Here is a 23,149-nt window from a genome sequence, read left to right on the forward strand (position 1 = left end):
AATTACCGGCTTTTTGTTTTGTATTTGTAATCCTACACAACTAATTCTCCCCGCAATATAATTACTGCCTGGCCTGTCAGAAAAACCCGGTCATCCGATACTTTCACCTTCACAATTCCTCCTCGTTTGGATGCCTGAAAAGCAGTAAAGGTATTTTTATTTAATTTTTGCTGCCAGTATGGTCCTAAACAACAATGCGCCGAGCCGGTTACTGGGTCTTCATCGATACCACTGGCTGGCCCAAAAAATCTGGAAACAAAATCGTATGCAGGATCAGCAGAAGCACTTGTTACTATAATACCTCTGGCTGGCACTGTTGCCAATAGTTTTAAATCTGGCTGTAGATTTCTAACTACTTCCTCAGATTCTACCTCTACGATGTAATCGAAGCGGTTTTTGCCTACAAACAAAGGTTTTACTTTCAATGCTTCCACTAAGCCTGCAGGTACTTCTGCTTCCTGAGCAGGTTCTGCCGGAAAGTTGAGTTCGATCCAGTTTTCTTTGCGTTTAGCTGTAAGCAAGCCGCTTTTGGTATGAAACCTGACTTCCTCATGTGCGGTAAGATAACTAATTTCCCAGAGTACATGGGCAGTTGCCAGGGTAGCATGGCCACACAGATCTACTTCAACGGTTGGAGTAAACCAGCGCAGGTTGTAGCCTCCATCAATCACCGGATAGATAAATGCTGTTTCTGCCAGATTCATTTCCTGTGCGATACTCTGCATCCAGGCTTCACTTTTGGATTGCGCCAGTAAACAAACCGCTGCCGGATTGCCGCCAAAAGGCTTGTCTGTAAAAGCATCTACTTTGAAAAGCTTCATTTATGTGTATATTTAGTAATAGTACCTTCGTTACTGATCTTAAGAGGCGCTTCCGGAAAATCGCTGGCAAGCAGCCGTTGCAATGTCTGAATCACTTTGTTTTCTGGATCTACCTGGGGGCCACCCTCTCCTACTTGTTTTGTTGCTGTAATTTCAGCCTTCAAAAACTCCCCTTCCTTATTAATGTATACTTTTACAATGGGAGCCAATCCATTTTCCCCTTTCAGATTAAAACGGGCGTAAGTACAAAAGTTTCCCATGCTGTAGATAATAAACCTGTTTTTATAATAATCCACCGAGCGGGTTACATGTGGTCCATGTCCAAATATTATATCGGCTCCAGCATCAATCATTTTATGGGCAAACTCATATACATTCCCCCGGTCTTCTTCATAAAAAATTTCTTTTTTCCTGGTTACATGCTGAAAGCGGCTCCCCTCTGCACCCCCATGAAAAGATACGATTACGATATCAACCATTTGGTCTAACTCTCTAATAATGCGCTGGGCTTCCGGAATATTACGGATGTCGCAGGTTCCCTCATTGGGTGCAAAAGCAGCTAGTCCATAGGTAATGCTATCTTTTACAAAGGTGGTTACCGGAGTAGTAAGCAAGCCAGCATATTTGATCTGCAAACTATCCAGCGTTTTCATGGTGCTCATTCTTCCTTCCGGCCCAAAATCTCCACTGTGATTATTGGCTAGGCTTACCATATCAAATCCTACATCCTGCAAATATTTCCCATAGCGGGTGGGTGAACGGAAGGCATAACAAATAGTAGTATCCTTACATGATTTTACTTTTCCGCCTGAATCCAGTAAGGTACCTTCCAGGTTCCCGAAGGTTACATCGGCATCCTGTAATATCTCTTTTACTGGTTCCAGCATAGCTGCGCCATCTTGCGGAGGTAAATATATCGGACTTGGAAAATTAGTACCGATCATAATATCACCTACACCAATTATGGTAAGGGTATCAGAAGATTGAGCAAATGTATGTGTAGAAAAAAGACATGCCAGCGCAGGAATCAGAAAATAGTTATATAGTAAATGTTGAAACTGTTTCATACAAAATGTAAGGTATACATTCAAATATAGAGAATACCCGGCTGTAGGCACGTAATTATCAGGCGCAAGGTATATAAACTCATGTAAATAATAATGCCATTCTATTGCAATAGAATGGCATTCATTAAAATAAATCGTAAAACTAACTTAAGCCGACAAACCAAGCTGTCTTTCCTCAGTGGCAGGTGGTTGCACTTGGTTCAAAACCGGTATGATTTTCTCTTCCAGACGCTTCCTCACAAATCCATTCGCCAAATGAGCCGGTAATTCAGCGATCATTTGCTGATAGGCTTCCAGACCCATAGCCTGCGCAATGTAACATTCGTGAATGCCATTCAGGTAATTTACAATCTCCAGCAACGACTGGTGAAACAGTTTAAAATCAATTTCAGCCTCCACAAAACGCTCAATTTCCCGGTGATTGGCAGAAATACGCAAACGTCCCAGTAGATCGAAGAAAGTAGTATAACCAACACGCCAGGTCAGCTGGTGCCAGTGGCTGTCGTTGAATTTCTGTAAAATTTCCCCGGTCCGCTTACTTCTCAATGCTGTAGTTGGATTGTTCTGTATCTGCTGACGAATACTCTGGGCTCGTAATCTACGGGTAGTCCGTAAAAACTGACCAATTTGTGCCTGTGCTTCCAGCTCTTTACCCGCCAGATTCAAACTTGGCTTGTATGCAGCTAATGGCAAACGGTGTACTTTAAAATCTCCATAATGACCAGCAGCATAAAATGCGACCGGCTGCGGATAATACCCTTTCACTACCAGTCGGCCGATTTCCCGGCGGATCAATTCTTCATTACTGCCAGTTACACCCAAAGTTTGTAGAAATGCCTGAACACCAGCAAATATGCTGTAATACGCCTGCGGAAAAGTCCAGTGAAGGGCATTACGCAGGTATTGCTCATCGCCAAGCTTTGCGGTAGAACGCAGCGCATATTCCGTACTCCAGCAATTGATTAAATGCTTTTTAATCTGGTCTGTATCCTTCTTGCTTAATTCAGGATGATGATTCAGAAAATATATGATCCGGTGAAGACCATACGCTTCTTCGGATTGTAAAATGTGATAGGTAATGCCAAAGAAATGATTCAGGAAAACCTGCGCCGGAATGGACTTTTTCCAGCTATCATCTCCCGGCTCCTGGTCGTGTTTCTCCACTTCCTGTGAAAAAAGCGACATTTGTTTGTTCTCAACTGATTCTTGCATACATTCTTAACGAATAATGCTTTAGAGGAGTTCAAATATTTATAACTTTTTTTGTATATATTTATTCAATTTTATATTTTTAATACAACATAATTTGTACAATTAAATCTGTTTTATTGTATATATAAAACACTAAAAATCAACAATATATATAATTAATTTATCTTACAAACTTAGTATATTCATATATTTTACAACAAATATAAAAAATTGCATTTTATCAATACAGGGGTTTTAGAATTTTGCCCCAACAATTACTCTTTCCTTAAAAAATTGCTTTTTTCCGCTGATATCAAAAAGGATGAAATGAATAATATATGCCCCTGTACGAACCTTTGCGCCTTGTTCATTGGTACCATCCCAGCTATAAAACCCTTCTGTGGCCAGTAACTGGTTTCGTGCTATTTTCTTTACTTCTCTCCCTTGTACGTCGAATATGCTAATGGTAGCCACATTGCCATGAAGATCGAATTTGTAGTTAAATGTGGTGAAATCATCCCGTCCATCTTCATCCGGGGTGAATACTTTTGGAAAGATATTGAAAGCAAAAACCGGCTGGGTAGTTGCCAGAAATTGTGAATTCTGGTATCCAGGTGTAGCATACCCTTCTGCACTGGCAGCAGAATGCCAGTTAGAGGACGTATTAGAAGCACCATCAGGATTAATACGCTCCAGAGAAATACCTTCCACGTCATCTATCAGACTAAAATGCATATCTTCAGCGTAATCAACTCTGTCAGTAATTTTGCCCAAATTGTTAAGTAGAATTACACTTCCGGCCTCATCTGTATAGGTAGGCAGCGTTTCCATCATCAGAAAATTTTCTTCAACCGCTTTAGGATAGTTTTCCCGGATGCTAGCTTTATTGCTGGTGAGAATCAGATAAGAATGTGGGGGCATAATAAAATCTATCTCAGCAACAGGCCTGGCATTAGATACACTATCCTCTTCCCAATCGGCCAGCTGCCAGTTTCGCAGATTAATATATTTGGATGATCGGTTGAAAATTTCCACAAAATCAGCACCGCCAGTATGGGGATTAAACAACACTTCATTAATGATGATATCCATCGAATCGCCTTGCTCTGGCATTGTAAAGGCATCGGAAAGAAGGGTACTGCTGATATTACCATTACAATCCATACTGTTTTTTACAGAGAGGGTATACATCACTTTTTTAACTAAAGGAGTAGCCAATTGTAGTTGCACTTCACGGAGAAATGGACTTACTGGTGTTGCAGATTGGATGGATATATCCTGTAAAGTATAGATGCCAGGTAAAGCTGCAGAAGCACTATCGAGTTTCTCATCGAAAAACAGATTTATATGTAAAGAATCTTTTACGATGACTTGTAACAATTTCGGCGCAGTAAGATCCGGTTTGGAAGCTTGCACAGAATTAGCTTTGCCAGGTGTACCACCGTTAATGGACTCAGATGCTGCCCAGTTCCCTTCATCCCCACATGGATTATGTATATCAATCATTTCCAATGACCAGCCACCATTTGCTTTTACCGGATCTCTGTACCAGTCTGAAGTATAATTAACCATATGAACCAGTGCACCCTGGGCATTTGTGAGTTTTAATAGCTCGCCAGAATTATTGAGAGAAAAGCCAGATACTGACAAAGTTCTTCCATAAGATTGGTAAACAGGAACGGCACTTGAGGCACAGAGAATAATATATTCTTCGGCTGCAATTACACCTCCATTCAGTTTAACAGCGCCATTTCCATCGCTAAAAGTGAGTTTGTCCAGAGAAAGTAACTTTCTGGTGGGGTTATAGAGTTCAATAAATTCTGCCTCCGGAAGGCCAACTTTAGGTGTTTCATCGGCCAGGATTTCTGTAATCAGTAATTCGTATGGCTGAGGTACAGCGCCTATTCCAAAAGGCATAGTAACTCTTACCAGTTTGTTTCCAGGACAATCTTGCAGCCCGTTTATAGTAAGCCAGTATACTTTTCCTGGTTCAACCATTTGGCTGAGGCTTAGCTGCACAGTAGAATAATCCGGAGCTATAACATTAGCGGCTGTTACTGTCAATCCCTGATCAATTGAATAAAATTGTGTATTCTTCAACAACACACTATCCATCGTTTTTGAGAAATTCAGTTGTAGTTCTGCGTCGCCATTGATCTGAACCGATTGCAATACAGGAGCAGCTATGTCTGGTTTCAGACTATACACTGAATTCTGTTTGCCAGGTGTCCCACCACTTTCATCAGTCGAAGCCGTCCAGTTACTTTTATCCGGGCAAGTGGCAGAAGGGTTAATCATTTCCAGCGACCAGCCTCCACCAGATTTTTGTGAATCAGTATACCAATCAGAAGAATAGGAAACGGCATGTATTATAACACCTTGTGCATTCATAAGCTTAAGCGGCTCACCGGAATTATTCAGGGAAAAACCAGAAACTGATATTGCCTGTCCATAGGACTTATATTGCGCTACCGCAACAGAAGCACATAAAATGATATATTCATGAGGAGCAATGATGCCTGCACTTAACTTTACTGCCCCATTTCCATCACTGAAAGTGAGGTTTTCCAGGGATAGCAGTTTGTTTGTAGGATTATATAGTTCAATAAACTCAGCTTCTGGCAAACCTATTTTCGGGCTTTCATCAGCCAAAATTTCAGTAATCAATAATTCATATGGTTGGGGAATAGCGCCTATTCCGAAAGTCATCGTCGAAGGATTTATTATATTTCCAGGGCAATCGCTCAATCCATTTACTGAAATGGTATATACCTCCCCGAGCTCAGGCGTTTGATGCAATGTGAGCTGCACAGTTGAATAATCCGGAGATAAGGCTCTGGCAGATATTACACTTAATCCTTTATTAACGGTATAATGCTGTATATCTTTCAGCAGCACACTGTCCATAGTTTCCGAAAAATGCAATTCTAATACTGTATTTCCATTCAATTGGGTTGAAAGTAAAGCCGGAGATAGCAGATCAGGTGCCTGGTTAAATACTGAATTTTGTTTACCAGGAGTACCGCCTGTTTCATCTGCGGAAGCAGTCCAGTTCTGGGCATTATTACAAGCTGTTTTTGGGTTGATCTGTTCCAGCGTCCATCCGCCATCGTCTTTTACCGCATCCTGATACCAGCTCAGGGCATATGTAACTTTATCTATCACCTTGCCAGATGGATTTTTTAGTGTAAGGGTTTCTCCACTATTATTGAGCGAAGGGAAATTACTGAGGCCAATGGTGGTTGTTATGGGTGTAAACAGTGCGGCATTATTGGTATTACAAATGATCAAATAACTATATGAGGCAAGCGTTATATTTCCGAAAGTGGCTGTGCTGCTGCCATCAGTAAATATATAGCCGGAAAGATTGATCGTCTGGTCAGTCGTATTATAAAGTTCCACAAACTCAGCTTCCGGCAGATCTACCGGAGGAGAAGGATCTGCAAAAATCTCGTTCATTACAATATCTCGGAATTGTGGCACAAAAGGCGCAACATAGGTAAAAGTTCCTTTTTCTGGAACTATGATCGCATTCTGGCTGGCATCTTCCACGCTGATTACCGAAATTTCATATGGCTGTTTACTCACCAAATCTGTGGCAAATGTGAGTACCACTTTTGTTGCATCTGTAGGGTTTATTCCATTGGTAAGCTTCGCTGTTGCCGGATTCCCTATTGCCGGACTTATTGTATAATTAGTCACATTTTCTGCTGAAGATTGCGTAAGTGTTTCTGAAAAAGTTAACTCCAGGGTATTGGCTGAAAGCACTTGAACGGCCTTAAGTGTAGGCGGAGTAACATCAATAGGTATAATTTGAAAGTTATCGAAAAAGTGCTTATTAAAAAAGCTGGAAGTAGATTGCTGCACTACTATGCCAAAATAGTGGCTTGAAGGAAGAGAAGCATCTGTAAGCGTTCCTTCACTAGTATAACTGGCACCTGTTCCGGAAGCATCTCTTTCCAGTTTCCATTCATAAGAGGCATTACAGGTAACTTTAATTTTCAGACTATTGCTGGAAGTATTGGTAATACCATCTGTACCATTGATGAGCAGCGTAGAAACACCAGCTACTTTTTTGTATAAAGAAATTTCATCTTTCGCACCACCTATCCGCACAAAATATCCGTTTGGCGTAGTTTTCAGATTCTCTGATTCTGAAGTAAGATACACATCGAGATAGTTAGTCCCGGAAGTATTGAAAGATAATTTTACGTAAAACTCCCATTGTGTTCCTGCCACCAGTTCTGAAGGTGTACTCAAATAAAAGGAAGAACTGGCAACCGATGAATTAGACCGCAACTGTCCACTAATAACCGTCCAGCTACCAAGATCACCGTTCCAGGCTGGATTATCAGAAAAACTACCGTCTGTAAAATCATCCTGAAGCTGGCCAAAAGAAAAAAGGGAAGAGAAAAGGCAAAAAATAGTGAGCAAATAACCGGTTTTCATGAATAAAACAATGTGCTATACAATTTATTTAGAGTCAGAAGGTGGGCATTTTGTATAATTCTGATGTATATAGGCTAATTACAGTAAAATCATGGCCCGATTTCATGTATTAAATTTAAAAATTGCGTTACTTTGCAGCTCTGGAACAAGCTGTAAATCATTACATCCGGAAGGAATTGGTTGCTTTTGAGCGTTTCTCAGGAAAACGGGTTTTCTGCAAACAGAGTAGCTATCCGGTTGGACTTTTATCTTTTGTTTATTAAATAAATTTTGAATTCATTTTTAATCTGTAATCTCTTATGAAAGTAGCAGTTGTAGGCGCTACCGGACTGGTAGGCGGCGAAATGTTGAAAGTATTAGAGGAAAGAAATTTTCCTGTTACCGAATTAATTCCGGTAGCTTCTGAAAAATCGGTTGGCAAAAAGATCTCCTGGAAGGGTAAGGACTATACCGTACACAGCATGCAGCAAGCCATAGATGCCCGTCCTGCGATTGCCGTTTTTTCTGCCGGCGGCTCCACTTCTTTAGAGTGGGCACCCAAATTTGCCGAAGTAGGTACTACGGTTATCGATAATTCTTCTGCCTGGCGCATGAATCCTGCCAATAAGCTGGTTGTACCAGAAGTAAATGCACATGTTTTAACTGCTGAAGACAAAGTTATTGCCAACCCTAACTGTTCTACTATTCAAATGGTAGTAGCCCTGGAACCTTTACATAAAAAATATAAAGTGAAACGGATTGTTGTTTCTACCTATCAGTCGGTAACCGGAACCGGTAAAAATGCTGTAGACCAGATGATGAACGAACGTGCTGGCAAAGAAGGCCAGAAAGTATACCCACATCAGATCGACCTGAATGTATTGCCGCACATTGATGTATTTTTAGATAACGGCTATACCAAGGAAGAAATGAAAATGGTGAATGAAACCAAAAAAATCATGGGTGACGACAGCATCCGGGTAACAGCGACTACGGTGCGTATTCCAGTAATAGGCGGCCATTCAGAAGCCGTAAATGTGGAGTTTGAAAATGAATTTGATCTGGAAGAAGTTCGCAACCTGCTGGAAAAAGCACCTGGCGTAATCGTGCATGATGATGTAAAAGCTTTTAAATATCCAATGCCGCTGCTTGCACATGGTAAAGATGAAGTATTTGTTGGCCGCCTGAGAAGAGATGAAACCCAGCCCAAAACCTTAAATATGTGGATTGTGGCTGATAACCTCCGCAAAGGAGCGGCGACTAATGCTGTTCAGATTGCCGAATACCTGATGGCAAACAAACTGATCAATCAGGAAGAAAATGTAGCGGTTTAAGCAAACCGTACATAGTTTGATACAATAAAAACGCAGTCAGAAATGGCTGCGTTTTTCATTTTGCATTTGGAGAAATTACTGTTATTTTGCTTCCAGCAACCTCAGTTGCATCACTCCTTGTTTTTACAAAAATTATACATTTTCGTGCCAGCTACGTCTATGAAAAAACTTTTACTATTCCTCACCATTTTCCTATTCAGTTATAACGCCTGGTGCCACACAATGTCCTATGGCTTCAAAGCAGGCTATGTTACCTATAACCACTTGTATGTTAACAGCTTTATTGAAGGGACCAACATTAGAGGAAGCCAACATTCAGGCAGTTTTATGGATGGATTTCGTTTTGCTGCACTTACACGTGTTGAACACAAGCGTTGGTCGGCGCAGGCAGAACTTGCCTATGCCTATAATATAGGAGGAAGTTCTATGGTAGTTGACAACTGGGATAATCCTTCAGATACTGAAAATTGGGCGGTGGGAGTTAGCACGCTTTTAAAACAAACAGAATTAAATTTATCTGCTGGATATAAGCCAGTAAAATGGCTACGTTTGTTTGCAGGGTTAAATGTCTGGAATGTAACCTATAAAAATAAATCGAGTTTAGTTCTGTATGATGAAACCCTTCCCGGATTTGAAGATGTAAGCAGATCCCGCAATGAGATGAACCGTTTCAGGTATGGAATACAAGAAAGCTATTTGCCCTAGGTATTGACCTAGCAACTGGGTATAGGATTTAAGATCAAAAGAAATTTTTCCCTGGATATAGCCTATGATAGAAATTTAACACCAGTAAGTAAATCCTTAAAATATAAAGACCAGAAATACGTTTTTAAACAAAAGACCGACCGGTTTGTGATATCTTTGGGTTACCGGTTCTATCAGTTGAAATTAAAATAAGCATTGTACGGTAAAAAAGCGAAAAGTAGGGAGTGTGGATATTAATATTTTCTGATTAGCTAGTTTCAGCAAAAAAAATGATCAGTTCACACCGTATTTTTCACGTTTCACTCATAAATACTTGTGAGCATCCAGTAAAAATTACAACTTGCATCAACAAACCAACACAACCGTGAAAGCCCTCTTTATTCTTCTCTTTACTATCCTGCTGCTAAGCGGAATAGCGATACATAAAAGGAGAACAGATACTACCTCCTCTATGACCAGCCAAGCAGCGCATGAATACGCTATGCGTAATCTTCAAACAGGACATTTACAATTCTACAGCCGCATTTCATTGAATACAATAAATGATGGCCCTTTGCAGCTTTGTCCGCAGGAACTGAAACAGCAAGCGTTGGCAAACCAGGAAGTGGTATTTGCCAGACAACTCGCCAGGGCGCTAAGCTATTATCACTCAAAACTCAGGTAAGGCAATAATTTATTTAAGGTTGTTTTGTCGAGTACCCGGATGTTATACAAATTTTCAGAAGAGGCGAATTTGCCATGTTGTTGCCGGTAAGCTACAATAATCTGGGCTATTTTTGGCGTAATATAAGGATGGGCATCTAATTCCTGCACAGTCGCTGTGTTCACATTCAGTTTGCGGAATGGTATGTTATCTTCCAGATAGCCATATTTTAATAATTCTTTCACCACAGTAGAATCCAGGCCATACACTTCCCCTATTTGTGCTGTATTTATAAAACCGCCGAGCAGATCGCGGTATTTAATAATCCGTTTGGATAATGCAGGTCCAATGCCCCGAACTTGGCTCAACTCTGCCGTATCGGCCTTATTGATATTAAATGAAAGTATTTTCTCTTCTTTTTTTGTAAACGGAGCAGGTTTACTTTTTTCCGCTAATACTGGTTTTTCTTCTTTCTCATATTTCCTCTCATATACAAGCGTATCCGGTAGCAAGATGTGGGAATATAATTGTTCGTAAAGCGCCGGAGGAAATCCATAAATCTTCAGCACATCTTTCTTTGTTTTGAATTTGCCCCCTTTGTCGCGGTATTTTATAATCCTTTCGGCTATGTATTTAGGCAAACCCAGAGACTGCCATTGGGTTGCATCAATTTCGTTAGGATTAAAATCAAACAGAAGTACCCCCTTTGAGATAGGCGGAATAGGCGTATTTACAGCCACAGGCGAAACAGATTGCTTTTCCAGCAAAGCCATTACACTATCCAGCATAACTTTATCTCTGGTAATACCGGAAGCAGGCTGAGATAAAAAAAGTGAATATAAAAATGGCAAAGCTAATAGCAACAGCATGAGCAAGGTAATAGTCCGGAAACCTTTGGTTTGCCGCTGGTCGAAGCCAAATACATTACGGATCCAATAGTTCACCTTCTTCATAGCTGCTGAAAAACAAGTGTTTGTATTGCCGGAATATATGCCAGGTAAGACTTATACCTTATCGTCGTCGGTATACGAATCTGGTTCCGCTTTAGGTTTAGTATTAAGTACCCGCCAGAAGAAATATACAGTAAAGCCAGTTACAATCAGTTCTGTAACCATCATCATTATTAATGCTTGTGAACTCATGAAAACCTCCCTTCGCGGATTCTTTTTTTGTACGCTAAATAAACTAAATATGCTGCTGCAGCAAACACAGCCAGTAATAAGAGTTTTGCCCCGTTGATATACGTAATTTTACGTTCTAGGGTAGCAATTACAGCCGGATCAGTAGCCGCTGCAATCTGTTCTTTCAGACCCTTATTCATAATCTGGGCTATAATAGAACCATTATCCAGCAACCATCCATTACCACTGCCCAGGCTACTAAAAGCTGCTCCCCAATCACCACCAGCCGGACCAATTAAGGAACCTATGAATACAAATAAAAGCAAAAACGGAGTCACCCATTTAATTACAAATTTATAAAAGTCAGGTACCTTGATATCTGCCCCATCTGTAATCTCCTTCCAGCCTTTCTTCATGCCAAATATCCAGGCAAACAATATAGTTTCTGCAAGGGCAAATACTACCAGCGAAACGGTACCAGCCCAATAATCATATTCATCAAATACGCCTTCATTAAAAAATAATACGGTGGGTGTGCCCAGAATAAGTACGATCACACCAAATGAAAAAGCCGCTTTTTCACGCGACCATTTAAATTCATCCTGTAAAAAGCCCATCCAGGGAGTACCCATGGCCAAAGAAGAAGTAATGCCTGCGAAGAATAGCAGTCCAAAGAAGGCTACACCTGCGAAAGCCCCCAGAAATACGCCCCATTGCTGAAACAGGTAAGGCATCGTGCGAAAACCTAATCCTAAACCACCGCTGGATGTCAATTCTACTACTTTATCAATGCCCAGATACCCTACAGAGATCGGAATCAGAATCGCACTTCCCAATACTACTTCTACAAATTCATTCATCCAGCCGGCCGACATGGCATTTAAGGCAATATCTTCTTTCCGGCTTACATACGAAGCATAACACTGGATCGTACCCATCCCAACAGACAGGGTAAAGAAAATTTGTCCGGCAGCTGCCAGCCATACTTTAGGGTTCCATAAGCTATCAAATTGGGGAGTCCAGAGAAAATTCAACCCTACTGAACCGCCGTATACGGCTCCTTCTTTACCAGATTGAAGAGTAATTCCTTTGTAGGCGAGAAACATACCGAATATAATCAGCAAAGGCATACCAATTTTAGAGGCTATTTCTACACCACCACTTAAGCCCCGGCTTAAGATGAATGTATTTAGTATTACGCAAAATATAAAAAATATAATCGCTTCAAAAGGAAGTCCTGTTGTAGTAGTCGTTATATCCACATAGTTTACAAAAAAGGCAGCCACCTGATTCTGGTCCATTCCCCGGAAAGTACCAACCAGTGAATGATATACATACGACATCGTCCAGCTTTCCAGGTAACAATAGTAAGCCGCTACGGCTATATTAGTAAAGATGCCAAACACCCCGATATATTTCCAGAACTTGCGTTTGTCCATAGTATCCAGGATGAAAGGAGTAGAGTGATTGCCAAACTTACCCCCAAACCTGCCCATGGCCCATTCGATCCACAACAAGGGAATACCCATGAGTAAGAAACAAACCAGATAGGGTATAATAAAAGCTCCTCCCCCATTTTGTACGGCCTGCACCGGAAACCGCAGAAAGTTTCCAAGTCCTACAGCGTTGCCTGCCATGGCCAGAATGAGTCCGACCCTGGAACCCCATGATTCCGTATTGGTAGAAGTGCTTGTAGTAGTTGTTGTATCGCTCATCTATTTTTATTTAAAACACACAAAAATGAAATATACCTATCTTAGGACAGAATGCAAAACTTGACAGCAATATTTGTAAAAGGGCTTTATAATGAAGCCCCTTTTTGAATTTGCCGGGCAAGTACATCAATTCCCTCTTCAAATGAATGGGGATTATAACCAACTCTTTCCCGTGCTTTGTCAATGATAAATCCAGTTCTGGCCGGACGTTTGGCAGGTTGCGTGAATGTACTGGAATCTGCCCGGTTGATAAAAGATTTATCTAAATTAAAGTAGTCTGCTGTTTGCAAAGCCATCTGGTAAGGGGTGAGCATATCTTTACCTGAAATATTATATATGCCTTCTGCCTCATGCTTTACAAGTAAATAACAGCCCATGGCCAGATCTTCGGCCAAGGTAGGGGTGCGCCACTGATCGTCTACTACTTGTATAGCTTTCTGACTTTCCAGAGACTTTTTTACCCACAAGATAATATTACTGCGGCTCATGTCATGGGCAATGCCATACACCAGAACTGTGCGGGCAATAGCCCAAGATATACTGCTGTTCAATAGCACCTGCTCAGCAGCCAGTTTACTTTCTCCATAAAAACTCAAGGGGCTGGCTTCTGCTGTTTCGTCATAAGGGCCATTCTGGCCATCGAAAATAAAGTCAGTAGACAAATGAAGCAGGTAATTGCCATTTTTTTTACTGGCTTCTGCCAGGTATTCCACAGCATTCACATTAAGCTGCCAGCAAGCTTCTTTTTCAGATTCACACTGGTCTACATTGGTCATAGCGGCTGTATGAATAATGTAATCTGGTTTCACTTTGCCTATTAATTCTTGTACTTGATTGCGGTCGGTAATGTCCAGTGAATGATAGGTATAATTTCCTGTTTGAGGCAGCCGGTTGGCTCCCCTGGCTGTGGCAATAATATCAAAATCTGCTGTTGTGGTGAGCAGAGAAACTAATTTTTGTCCCAGCAATCCATTAGAGCCGGTAATCAATATTTTCTTCATCGTATCATATATTGTCTGGAACCTGGATTACACAGATTTCAGAAATTTTTAGGATTTATTTTGATGTAAATTTTGGGTTTGGAAGCAGGGTTGAGAGAGTTAGAGGTAAGTCAAAAATCCAATAAATCCCTGAATCCTGAAAATCCTGGTTCAAGACAGGCATTAAAATGTATATCCAAATTCTTTTGTGATTTTTTTCTTCCGCATCTTTTTTACACTCACCTGCATAGGAATATCTTTATTAGGTCGGTCTCCTTCATTACGCGGTTGTTTGGCAATGGTGTCTATTATTTCCAGCCCTTTAATTACCTGGCCATACACGGTATAATTCTGGTCTAAATGCGGAATACCTCCGATGGTTTTATATACTTGCTTGTAATTTTCGGGTACTACCCGGCCGATACGCCGCTCTACCGCTTCAAAATCTTCTTCCTTGTACACTTTACCCTGCGCTATATAGAACTGACAGCCGCTGGAAGCTTTTTGCGGATTATTATCCCGGGCGGCAGCAATCACGCCCTTTTTATGAAACAATTTCTCATTGAATTCTGCTGGAATCGTGTATCCTACATCTCCATTGCCCAAAGGATCTCCTGGCTTGGCTGTTTTGGAATTAGGATCTCCTCCCTGAATCATAAAGCCATCAATAATGCGGTGAAAAAGGGTTCCGTTGTAAAAGCCATCTTCAGCAAGTTTGATAAAATTGGCTTTGTGTTTCGGCGTTTCATCAAATAGCACCAGGTACATGTTCCCATATTCTGTAGATAAGGTGACCAGATAATCCTTTTTGGATTTTTTTTGAGCAAAGGAAAGCTGGGTGAAAGCGAGGATGAATATAAGAATCAGAAGTTTCTTCATAAAAGAAGTCGAAGTTTCGGTTATGTGAAATTATACAATATCAACCCAGACGGATTTCTTTGAGTGTACTTTTAATATCATGCAGAATTTTATCGCCGCCAGCCCGTAATACTTCTTCTGCCAGCTGATTGCCTAATAAAGCAGCTTCCTGTGAGGTACGTTGAAAACTTTTCTGGATCAATTGTTTGCCATCCAGGCTGATGATACCCCCTCGTATACTCAGAATATGATTACTTAAAGTAGCCAGTGCAAAAACTGGAATACTACAACCTCCTTGCAACTTACTCAGATAGGCACGTTCTGCCAGCAAGCAGGCTTCTGTACTGGGATGATTACAGCTTTCCCGGATAATTTGCCGTTTATAAATATCTAAATGTCTGGCAGATTCTACGGCTACACTTCCTTGCCCAACAGCCGGGGTAAACTGGTCTAAAGACAGATGAGCTACAATATGTTCATCGTAATTCATGCGGTGTACGCCAGCATAAGCCAGTATAATGGCATCACATTGTTTTTCCTGTAATTTTCTCAACCGGGTTTGCAGATTCCCCCGCATGTCAACCGTTTTAATGTGAGGGAAAAAGTGCTTGAGCATGGCAATTCTTCGGGTGGAGGAAGTACCGATGATCCAGGGATTTCCGTCTGCCAGAGATACTTGTTTATTAAAACTGACCAGCACATCATTTGTCGTTTCCCTTTCGGTGAAAGCGATAATTTCAAGGTCTTCGGGCAGTTCAGATTGCAGATCTTTGGCACTGTGTACGGCAATATCTATACTTTTGTCCCGTAATCCTTCTTCGAGTTCGGCAGTAAATACGCCTTTGCTTCCGATCTTAGACAGGGATTTATCCAGGATTTTGTCGCCTTTGGTTTCAATGATGATGATCTCTGGTTGTAAGCCACCGGCTGTAATGAGGCTGGCAATATGATATGCCTGCCAGAGAGCAAGGGCGCTGCCGCGTGTTCCAATGCGTACGGTAGGTGTACTCAAGTTATTATAGATAGTTTATCACGCAAGTTAACGGATACCTTGTAACATTACGGAATGAAAAGGATTTTTTTTCCAGCTTATCTTTGGTTCATCTGCAAGGTATCCTACCTGTTTTGCCTTTTGCAACGCTATAAGCTATTGGCTTGCCCGGATATAGTCAAGAAAAGTAGCTTGCGGCTCGCCCAGTTCCTGCCAGGTTTTCTCTGATTCAAACTTTTCGGGATATTGATTGAGCGCTTCAACAATATGAGCTCCGTAACTGAATTTAGTAGAAAATCGCCCCAGCAATTTTAATATTCCCAATGGCATTTTTGCAATCCTTATTTTCGATTTCTTATAATGCTGAGCGAATAGTCTGGCTGCCTCATCCGCTGTAAAAGCTTCTTTTCCCTGTACAACATATTCCTGATTACCTTTGTTATGCATAAAAGCCTGAACTACCTGTTTGCCATAATCACTACCTGAAATCAAATACATGGGATACTTTGAATCGCCAGCCAGGGCAATCATGTCTCCTTGCCGGTAAGCGCCTTTATCGAAGCTTTCCATAAAGGTTGATGGATAGAAAATAGAATATGCAATACCGCCTTCTTTAATGGCTTGTATCGCTCGCCATTTAATATCAAATACCCACCAGTTAAATCCATTCATCCCCTGGTAACGCTGTACCAATGAAGACAAATATCCAATTCGTTTGATACCTGCCCGTTTAGCTTCCTGCAAAATAACCTGTAATCCATCACGTTCCGGCTGATAGTGTTTCTGGCCACTACTTTGTTTTACAGAAAGATTGATGTAGAGAAAATCTTGGCCAGCAAGTAAAGATTTTAAACTATTTTTATGTTGAACATCCCCGGAAACAATGTAGATATCTGGGCCAAATATTGTTTTGGCATTACCGGGATTTCTTGCCAGCACTGTTACCTCAAATCCTGCCTTGAGTAGTTCATGGGTAACTGGTTGTCCTAACATGCCAGTAGCACCAATAACTGCGATTTTTGCCATCCAAACGAGATATAAACAGTGTAAATGTATTTTACATTTAGCATCTCTCAAAAAGTATACTTCCTTACCTGTATGGTGTGATTTATTGGTCGCTGGAAATAGGAGGTATTGTACGGCAGATGAAACTCAAGTTCTACTTAAGAACCTTTAGTAGTTTTAACAAACAACAAAGGCTACACTCTACATGTAGCCTTTGTTGTTTGTTAAATACGTTTTATACTATAATCTTTTTAGCGGTTAGCCGGAAATCCGGAATTATCGGCATCCAGTTCATCATTCTGACTGATATAACCATTGGAGGCAGGGCGGTATGTTTCAGGAACATTTCTATCACTGCTTCCGGATTGTTTGCCAAATAGGCCACCCAAATTACCGCCAAACTGGTTTACCCAGGAATTGGCAAGTTCACTTATTTTGTTACGGGCTTCTGAACCGGCCGATGGAGCCAGCAATATACCGGCTGCAACCCCAGCGGCAGCACCTAATAATACCGATCCGATTACGGCTCCGGTATTACCGCTGCTTTGGCTGTAATTGTTGTCATCATTCTGGCTATAGCTTTGAGAGGTTTCATCATATGCCTGATACGATTGATACGCATCTTTATTGATCAGACTTTTTGCCAGGGCAGTTAATGTTTTATCAGTTTTCTTTTCTTCTTCCAGGGTAGCTATCAATAATTTTAAAGCTTTGGTTTCACCAAGCATTTTAGCATAAGTGGCTACCGTTCCATAGTTGGCAATTTCATAATGCTCCACTTTCTGAGCAGCGCCAATCAAACCAGCATCAATTACATCGGCATCACCACTGGCCTCGATCACTTCCTGTCCCTCTTTGATCAATCCTTGCGTAGCCTCACAGGTTTCTCCTTCAGGACTTTCCCCCAGGGCTTCGAAAATTTTTTCCAGCCGCTGTACTTGTTTTTCTGTTTCCACCTGGCGTTTTTCAAATGCTTTTCTCAATTGAGGATGTGTGGCAGCAGAAGCCATTTCGGGTAAAGCTTCCAGAATCTGATTTTCAGAATCGTAAATGTCTCTCAGCTGGGTGAGATACAGTTTTTTAAGAGTTTCTAATTTCATAGTGGTAATTTGTTATAATTTGTATGAATCTGCATATACGAATTATGCTATGAAAAGATATGATTTTTAAAAACTCTTCTAGGTAAAATTGCTTAGATGGCTCATGTAATAAATATTCTTCAAATATAATTTTCAGAATATATACAGAAACATCTTCCGTTTTTTTAGCTTTTCCTTTCCATTGCCTGGTGCCTCTTGTATTACTCTGAATTTCATTATGATTACCTTATAAAGTATTTTATCCTGACCATTTCCATTGATTGTAGCGGTGAAATACTTGTTTCAACTTTTATGTTTCTGATGAAGTCTTAACTATGATACCTGGTATTTCCCTCGATTCAACGGCTACTATACCTAATCCATCTCAGTCTGCCTGCGAAAACTGTAGTACACCTGTTACCGGCCCTTACTGTGCCAATTGTGGACAGGAACATCAGCCAGCTAAGGTGCATTTCAGAGATTTTGTAGTTGAGTATGTGAAGTCGTTTATTAATATAGATTCTAAATCCTTCAAGAGTCTGCGCTTGCTCTTATTCAAACCAGGTGTGCTGGATGCGGAATATATTCAGGGTAAGAGGGCAAGTTTTATTAAGCCTGCCGAACTCTATCTGTTTATGAGTGTGGTCTTTTTCTTTGTTGTGGCACATGTAGATCCGCTTACGCTTGAAAACTCCGCTGACCTGATTGATAAAACAAACCTGGATACCATTTATGCATCTAAAAAAATATCAGTAAATGAGCTTTCAACTTCGTTCGAAAGTAAGGTACAGGATAAACTGCCTACCTTTCTGATTGCGGTGGTGCCTGTACTGGCTTTATTTCTGGGGTGGCTATATAACCGGAAAAAATACTTTTTTGTACATCATCTTACGTTTTCTTACCATTTCTTCACTTTTCTGTTTCTCATATTATTACCCGGCCTTTTTAGTGAAGATATGGCAGCCATCGGATTGTTTGCCTTATTTGGTTATCTGCTGATCGCCCTTAAAAAAGCCTATCAGCAAAATTTGTTCATCACTACCGTAAAGGCATCTATACTATGGATGACAGTTATTCTGCTGCTGTACGCCTATATGTACATTGCTGTAAATTATTCTATCATAGAAATCAAGAATGAGTTGGGCATATAAATGCTGCGCTAAAAAGAACATTGGTCAATAGTCATTGTAGATAATTACAGTTTTCGAGGCATCATTTAGCTAATGTAAGCAAAACACCAATTGATGTCCGGAAAGTAAGCAACGACTACTGACCAATGGCGGTTGACTTCTAATTATTTTATTAAGGGAACTTAGGAAATTTGGAGAAATCCGGTTTGCGTTTTTCCATAAAAGCATTTTTCCCTTCTTTGGCTTCATCAGAAAGATAATATAGCAAAGTAGCGTTTCCGGCCAGTTCCTGAATACCGGCTTGCCCATCGAGTTCGGCATTGAAAGAAGCTTTCAGCATCCGTAAGGCAATCGGGCTTTTTTCCAGAATTTTCCGGCACCATTCTACGGTTGTTTCTTCGAGCTTATCGAGTGTTACTACTTTATTTACTAATCCCATATCCAGGGCTTCCTGGGCATTGTACTGGTCGCACAAAAACCAGATCTCACGGGCCTTTTTCTGGCCAACAATACGGGCAAGATAAGAAGCGCCGAAGCCACCATCAAAACTGCCTACTTTCGGACCAGTTTGCCCGAACCTGGCATTCTCGGCAGCAATCGTAAGGTCGCACACCACATGCAGCACATGGCCACCACCAATCGCCCATCCGGCCACCATGGCAATCACTGGTTTGGGAATCGAGCGGATTTGTTTTTGAAGGTCAAGCACATTCAGCCGGGGCACATTGTCGGAACCTACGTAGCCGCCATGTCCGCGAACACTCTGGTCGCCTCCGCTGCAAAACGCCTGTCCGCCTTCACCAGTGATAATCACAACACCTATTCTGTCATCGTACCGGCAGTGGTCCATGGCTTCCTGCATTTCTTTGATGGTAAGTGGCGTAAAAGCATTGTGCACTTTGGGGCGGTTTATGCTGATTTTGCCTATACCTTCATAATACTGAAATAATATCTCTTTATATTCTTTAATGGTTTCCCAGGGAAGGTTTGATTGCATATCGTTCGTTATTTAAAATGACACTTTTATTTACTGTGATGAATTAGCAAAAATACAACACATTTTTACTTTTGTTCCTGCCGGATCAGTGCTTTAAATTGTGCATATACTTCTGCATTTATCTCCGGACTGGTTTCAACTTCCAATAGTTTGGCTCCTCCTGTAGAATCAAAAAAAGCTTGCAAATGTTTTTGCAAATCGAGTTTGGTCGTACAAAAGAAATACGTCAGGCCATATTCCTGAGCAGCATTAGCAGCCAGTAAGCGTTGCCTGGTTTCAAAATATTCCTCCATCTCTGGTTGGCCTTTGGGTCCGTCCAGTAAACGGAAAATACCCCCACCATGATTATTCAATACCACAATCCGAAGGTTAGCAGGCAGGAAATTATGCCAGAAACTGTTGCGGTCGTATAAAAAAGCCATATCGCCTGTAATCAGCGTTACCAGTTTATCTGTTTGCAGCGCTGCACCTAGGGCAGTTCCATTGCATCCATCAATCCCACTGGTTCCCCGGTTGGCAAACACCTCTACTGTCTGATGAGAAGCTAACCCAACAAAATTAGCATACCGCACCGTCATACTATTGGCTAAATGTAGTAAACTATTTTCCGGAAGTTGGTCCATGACTTCACTTACCGCTTCAAACTCACTGAAAGGAGCGTTCCTGAATACACTATACATTTTTTTGGCTGCTTCCTTATTTTGTTTCTGCCAACTGGCATGATATACCGAAGCCGTTTCCGGTTCCTCCTGACTCAGGAAATTCTGATAGTCCAAATCTTCAAAGAGTGTTTTAAAGAAATACAGCGGCTGTACCGGAATCGTATGTGTCAGTGTCTGAAAAGGATCAGCAATGTAACCAGCTGGTTGAATGTGCCAGTGTACCTGCGGCTTGTATTTTCTCAGATATAATTTAATGTTTTTAGAAATAACGGAGTTGCCAAAAGTTATAAGCAGTTCCGGACGCAGTTCTTCGAGTATCTCCTTATCTGGCTGCATCAGAAAAATATCCTGGTGCCGGATGGTTTCTGGCAAAGTATGCAGATTAGAAATAATATCGCCCACTACAGGTATTTCCATTTCGGACTGTATCTGTTTTAACACCTGTAACAATTCCGCATCATAATGATATTGCCCTGCCAGAATCAGCTTATTTTCATAATCTTCCCACATTTCCCTTATATCCAGCCATTGCTGGGGCGTGAGTATATATTCCTGAGAGAAAGGCTGAATGATTTTTACCTGTCTGTCGAATACCATCTCCTCTCCAGCAGCCGGATACAAAGGTTCCCGTAATGGAACGTTGATATGCACAGGTCCTGGAGGATACTCTTGTGTGAGGTTGATAGCTTCGTTTAGAATTCTTTCTGTATACCAGACTGCATCTGCATGAGAATAATCTACCGGCAATTCGTAACTGGCTTTTATATGCTTTCCGTATACTTCCCGCTGTCGGATGGTTTGCCCATCTAATTGTTCGATCCATTCTGCAGGCCGGTCTGCTGTGAGGATGAGTAAGGGAATGTGCTGATAAAAAGCCTCTGTAACAGCAGGCGCATAATTTAATACGGCTGTTCCTGAGGTACAAACAAGTCCAATGGTTTGGCGGCTTTGCTGTGCCATACCCAGTGCAATAAAAGCCGCCGAACGTTCATCACTTACGATTCTGGTTTGTATCTGCGGATGCCTGACCAGTGCCAGCGTAAGGGGTGCGCTTCTGGACCCAGGAGATAAAATAAACTGATTTACCCCTTTACGGCTGCAAATTTCGGCAATGTTTACAATGGGTTGCGCAATAGCCAAAGAATTACTGGTAGTTTAGTGAACGGTTGTATTACTCTCATCTTCAATTCTTCTTTAAAGTGAGGTTTCAAAAGTAAACAATAAAGCCAAACTCTGGAAACAGGATATTAAAAGTAAATTTTTATGCTTTTTCATTGAACAGCACTCACAAAACTATTAAGTTGCCGCTTCAAAAGCCGTTTTACTTATTGCGGCTTCTTATATAACTATATGACTAACCGCATTGTTGACCTGTTTGCCAGAAAAAATAAAAACATACTCTCCGTTTACTATACTGCCGGATTTCCTCAACTCAAGGACACTATTCCGATCCTGGAAACCCTGCAGGAAGCTGGTGCCGATATGGTAGAACTCGGTATGCCTTTTTCAGATCCCGTTGCCGATGGACCTACGATTCAGCAAAGCAGTGAACAAGCCCTGCACAATGGCATGACGGTAAAACTGTTATTTGAACAGCTTTCTGGTATCCGCAAGAAAATACATATACCCATTTTACTGATGGGCTACTTGAATCCGGTGGTACAATTCGGGGTGGAAAACTTCTGTAAAAAATGCCAGGAACATGGAATTGACGGCCTTATTTTACCGGATATGCCTATGCAAGTATACCTGGATGAATACAAATCTCTGTTTGAATCTCATGGCCTGCTGAACATCTTTCTAATTACACCTCAAACATCCGAGGAGCGTATCCGGCAAATTGATCAGGTTTCTAAAGGATTTATTTATATGGTTTCGTCGGCCAGTGTTACAGGTTCTACCCAGGGAATTCAGGCTACACAAGAGAATTATTTCGAACGCATTCAAGGTATGAAACTGAAAAATCCTACAATTATAGGATTTGGCATTAATAACCGGGCTTCTTTTAACAAAGCCAGTCAGTATGCCAATGGAGCTATTATCGGAAGTGCTTTTGTTAAAATATTGCAAGAAAGTAAGGACCTTCAAAGTGATATCCAGTATTTTGTACAGGATATCAGAAAGGCATAAATAGGTAAATGGATAATCAGTTCCGGAGTGTAGTGCTTTGCTCGCTGATCAGAATGGCTTCATGTACCCACTGCCTTACTAAATCCGGATTGATTTGAGAGACAGAGGTATAGTGGATCATGAATACTTGTTTGCGGCCTTCCGATAGTAATAAGCCTTCTTCATTGGCCATCAGGTAGCCCTCACAAAAACCCAGGGCAACTCCATTGGTTTTCCCAGAAATTGGGGCAGAAGCAGGCCATATAAGAAGGTGTTTGGAAATAGAAGAGAGGTTTTTTAGGATTTTGGAAAA

20 protein-coding genes are annotated in these 23,149 nt (G+C 41.2%); 5 read left to right on the top strand and 15 right to left on the bottom strand.

What is annotated here, in order from left to right; translation table 11 throughout:
• Nucleotides 1–32: 32 nt before the first annotated feature.
• From GXP67_RS09555 to GXP67_RS09570, 4 genes are all read right to left on the bottom strand, one after another.
• Nucleotides 33–821: a PhzF family protein gene (locus GXP67_RS09555; protein WP_162442935.1), complete on the bottom strand. Its 789-nt coding sequence runs from the start codon at nt 819–821 to the stop codon at nt 33–35.
• Complete coding sequence (locus GXP67_RS09560) at nt 818–1,888, bottom strand: CapA family protein (RefSeq protein ID WP_162442936.1); 1,071 nt, start codon at nt 1,886–1,888, stop codon at nt 818–820. Before GXP67_RS09560 ends, GXP67_RS09555 begins: the two co-directional genes overlap by 4 nt.
• A gap of 147 nt (nt 1,889–2,035) precedes the next feature.
• On the bottom strand, nt 2,036–3,100 hold the full coding sequence (locus GXP67_RS09565; protein WP_232065080.1) for a hypothetical protein: 1,065 nt from the start codon (nt 3,098–3,100) through the stop codon (nt 2,036–2,038).
• 234 nt (nt 3,101–3,334) lie between these two features.
• The gene (locus GXP67_RS09570) at nt 3,335–7,528 is read right to left on the bottom strand and encodes a lamin tail domain-containing protein (RefSeq protein WP_162442937.1); all 4,194 of its coding nucleotides are present in this window, start codon (nt 7,526–7,528) and stop codon (nt 3,335–3,337) included.
• 299 nt (nt 7,529–7,827) lie between these two features.
• Here GXP67_RS09570 and GXP67_RS09575 point away from each other — a divergent pair, with 299 nt between their 5' ends.
• From GXP67_RS09575 to GXP67_RS09585, 3 genes are all read left to right on the top strand, one after another.
• Nucleotides 7,828–8,841: an aspartate-semialdehyde dehydrogenase gene (locus tag GXP67_RS09575; protein WP_162442938.1), complete on the top strand. Its 1,014-nt coding sequence runs from the start codon at nt 7,828–7,830 to the stop codon at nt 8,839–8,841.
• A gap of 159 nt (nt 8,842–9,000) precedes the next feature.
• Nucleotides 9,001–9,546 carry a hypothetical protein gene (locus GXP67_RS09580; protein ID WP_162442939.1) on the top strand — a complete coding sequence of 182 codons (546 nt, stop codon included), beginning with the start codon at nt 9,001–9,003 and terminating at the stop codon, nt 9,544–9,546.
• A gap of 364 nt (nt 9,547–9,910) precedes the next feature.
• Nucleotides 9,911–10,210, top strand: a complete 300-nt coding sequence (locus GXP67_RS09585; RefSeq protein WP_162442940.1) for a hypothetical protein — start codon at nt 9,911–9,913, stop codon at nt 10,208–10,210.
• Here GXP67_RS09585 and GXP67_RS09590 read toward each other — a convergent pair.
• From GXP67_RS09590 to GXP67_RS09620, 8 genes are all read right to left on the bottom strand, one after another.
• On the bottom strand, nt 10,192–11,142 hold the full coding sequence (locus GXP67_RS09590; RefSeq protein ID WP_162442941.1) for a ComEA family DNA-binding protein: 951 nt from the start codon (nt 11,140–11,142) through the stop codon (nt 10,192–10,194). The genes GXP67_RS09585 and GXP67_RS09590 overlap by 19 nt on opposite strands.
• Before the next feature lie 51 nt (nt 11,143–11,193).
• Nucleotides 11,194–11,331: a hypothetical protein gene (locus tag GXP67_RS36955; RefSeq protein WP_197901662.1), complete on the bottom strand. Its 138-nt coding sequence runs from the start codon at nt 11,329–11,331 to the stop codon at nt 11,194–11,196.
• Nucleotides 11,328–13,025: a sodium-dependent transporter gene (locus GXP67_RS09595; protein ID WP_162442942.1), complete on the bottom strand. Its 1,698-nt coding sequence runs from the start codon at nt 13,023–13,025 to the stop codon at nt 11,328–11,330. The genes GXP67_RS36955 and GXP67_RS09595 overlap by 4 nt, the downstream gene beginning before the upstream one ends.
• Nucleotides 13,026–13,111: 86 nt before the next feature.
• On the bottom strand, nt 13,112–14,026 hold the full coding sequence (locus GXP67_RS09600; RefSeq protein WP_162442943.1) for an SDR family oxidoreductase: 915 nt from the start codon (nt 14,024–14,026) through the stop codon (nt 13,112–13,114).
• 162 nt (nt 14,027–14,188) lie between these two features.
• Nucleotides 14,189–14,884, bottom strand: coding sequence for a peptidylprolyl isomerase (locus tag GXP67_RS09605; protein ID WP_162442944.1), 696 nt, complete (start codon nt 14,882–14,884; stop codon nt 14,189–14,191).
• Nucleotides 14,885–14,924: 40 nt separating this feature from the next.
• The gene (gene hemC, locus GXP67_RS09610) at nt 14,925–15,875 is read right to left on the bottom strand and encodes a hydroxymethylbilane synthase (RefSeq protein WP_162442945.1); all 951 of its coding nucleotides are present in this window, start codon (nt 15,873–15,875) and stop codon (nt 14,925–14,927) included.
• 135 nt (nt 15,876–16,010) lie between these two features.
• Nucleotides 16,011–16,880 (bottom strand): SDR family oxidoreductase, encoded by an 870-nt coding sequence (locus tag GXP67_RS09615; RefSeq protein WP_162442946.1) that lies wholly within the window; start codon nt 16,878–16,880, stop codon nt 16,011–16,013.
• A 230-nt stretch (nt 16,881–17,110) separates the two neighbouring features.
• On the bottom strand, nt 17,111–17,959 hold the full coding sequence (locus GXP67_RS09620; protein WP_162442947.1) for a YciE/YciF ferroxidase family protein: 849 nt from the start codon (nt 17,957–17,959) through the stop codon (nt 17,111–17,113).
• 314 nt (nt 17,960–18,273) lie between these two features.
• Between GXP67_RS09620 and GXP67_RS09625 the strand changes: the two genes are divergently transcribed.
• Complete coding sequence (locus tag GXP67_RS09625) at nt 18,274–19,089, top strand: DUF3667 domain-containing protein (RefSeq protein ID WP_162442948.1); 816 nt, start codon at nt 18,274–18,276, stop codon at nt 19,087–19,089.
• Nucleotides 19,090–19,240: 151 nt separating this feature from the next.
• On the opposite strand, the gene menB is transcribed toward GXP67_RS09625, so the two are convergent.
• Together menB and menD are read right to left on the bottom strand one after the other, a co-directional pair.
• Entirely contained in the window at nt 19,241–20,065 is an 825-nt protein-coding gene (gene menB, locus GXP67_RS09630) for a 1,4-dihydroxy-2-naphthoyl-CoA synthase (RefSeq protein WP_162442949.1), read from the bottom strand.
• A 65-nt stretch (nt 20,066–20,130) separates the two neighbouring features.
• Nucleotides 20,131–21,867, bottom strand: a complete 1,737-nt coding sequence (gene menD / locus GXP67_RS09635; protein WP_162442950.1) for a 2-succinyl-5-enolpyruvyl-6-hydroxy-3-cyclohexene-1-carboxylic-acid synthase — start codon at nt 21,865–21,867, stop codon at nt 20,131–20,133.
• A gap of 210 nt (nt 21,868–22,077) precedes the next feature.
• Between menD and trpA the strand changes: the two genes are divergently transcribed.
• Nucleotides 22,078–22,857 (top strand): tryptophan synthase subunit alpha, encoded by a 780-nt coding sequence (gene trpA / locus GXP67_RS09640; RefSeq protein WP_162442951.1) that lies wholly within the window; start codon nt 22,078–22,080, stop codon nt 22,855–22,857.
• A 16-nt stretch (nt 22,858–22,873) separates the two neighbouring features.
• Here trpA and GXP67_RS09645 read toward each other — a convergent pair whose 3' ends face one another.
• Nucleotides 22,874–23,029, bottom strand: coding sequence for a hypothetical protein (locus GXP67_RS09645; protein WP_162442952.1), 156 nt, complete (start codon nt 23,027–23,029; stop codon nt 22,874–22,876).
• Nucleotides 23,030–23,149: the final 120 nt, after the last annotated feature.

It is taken from the genome of Rhodocytophaga rosea, from assembly GCF_010119975.1.
In the GTDB taxonomy this organism is placed as follows: domain Bacteria; phylum Bacteroidota; class Bacteroidia; order Cytophagales; family 172606-1; genus Rhodocytophaga; species Rhodocytophaga rosea.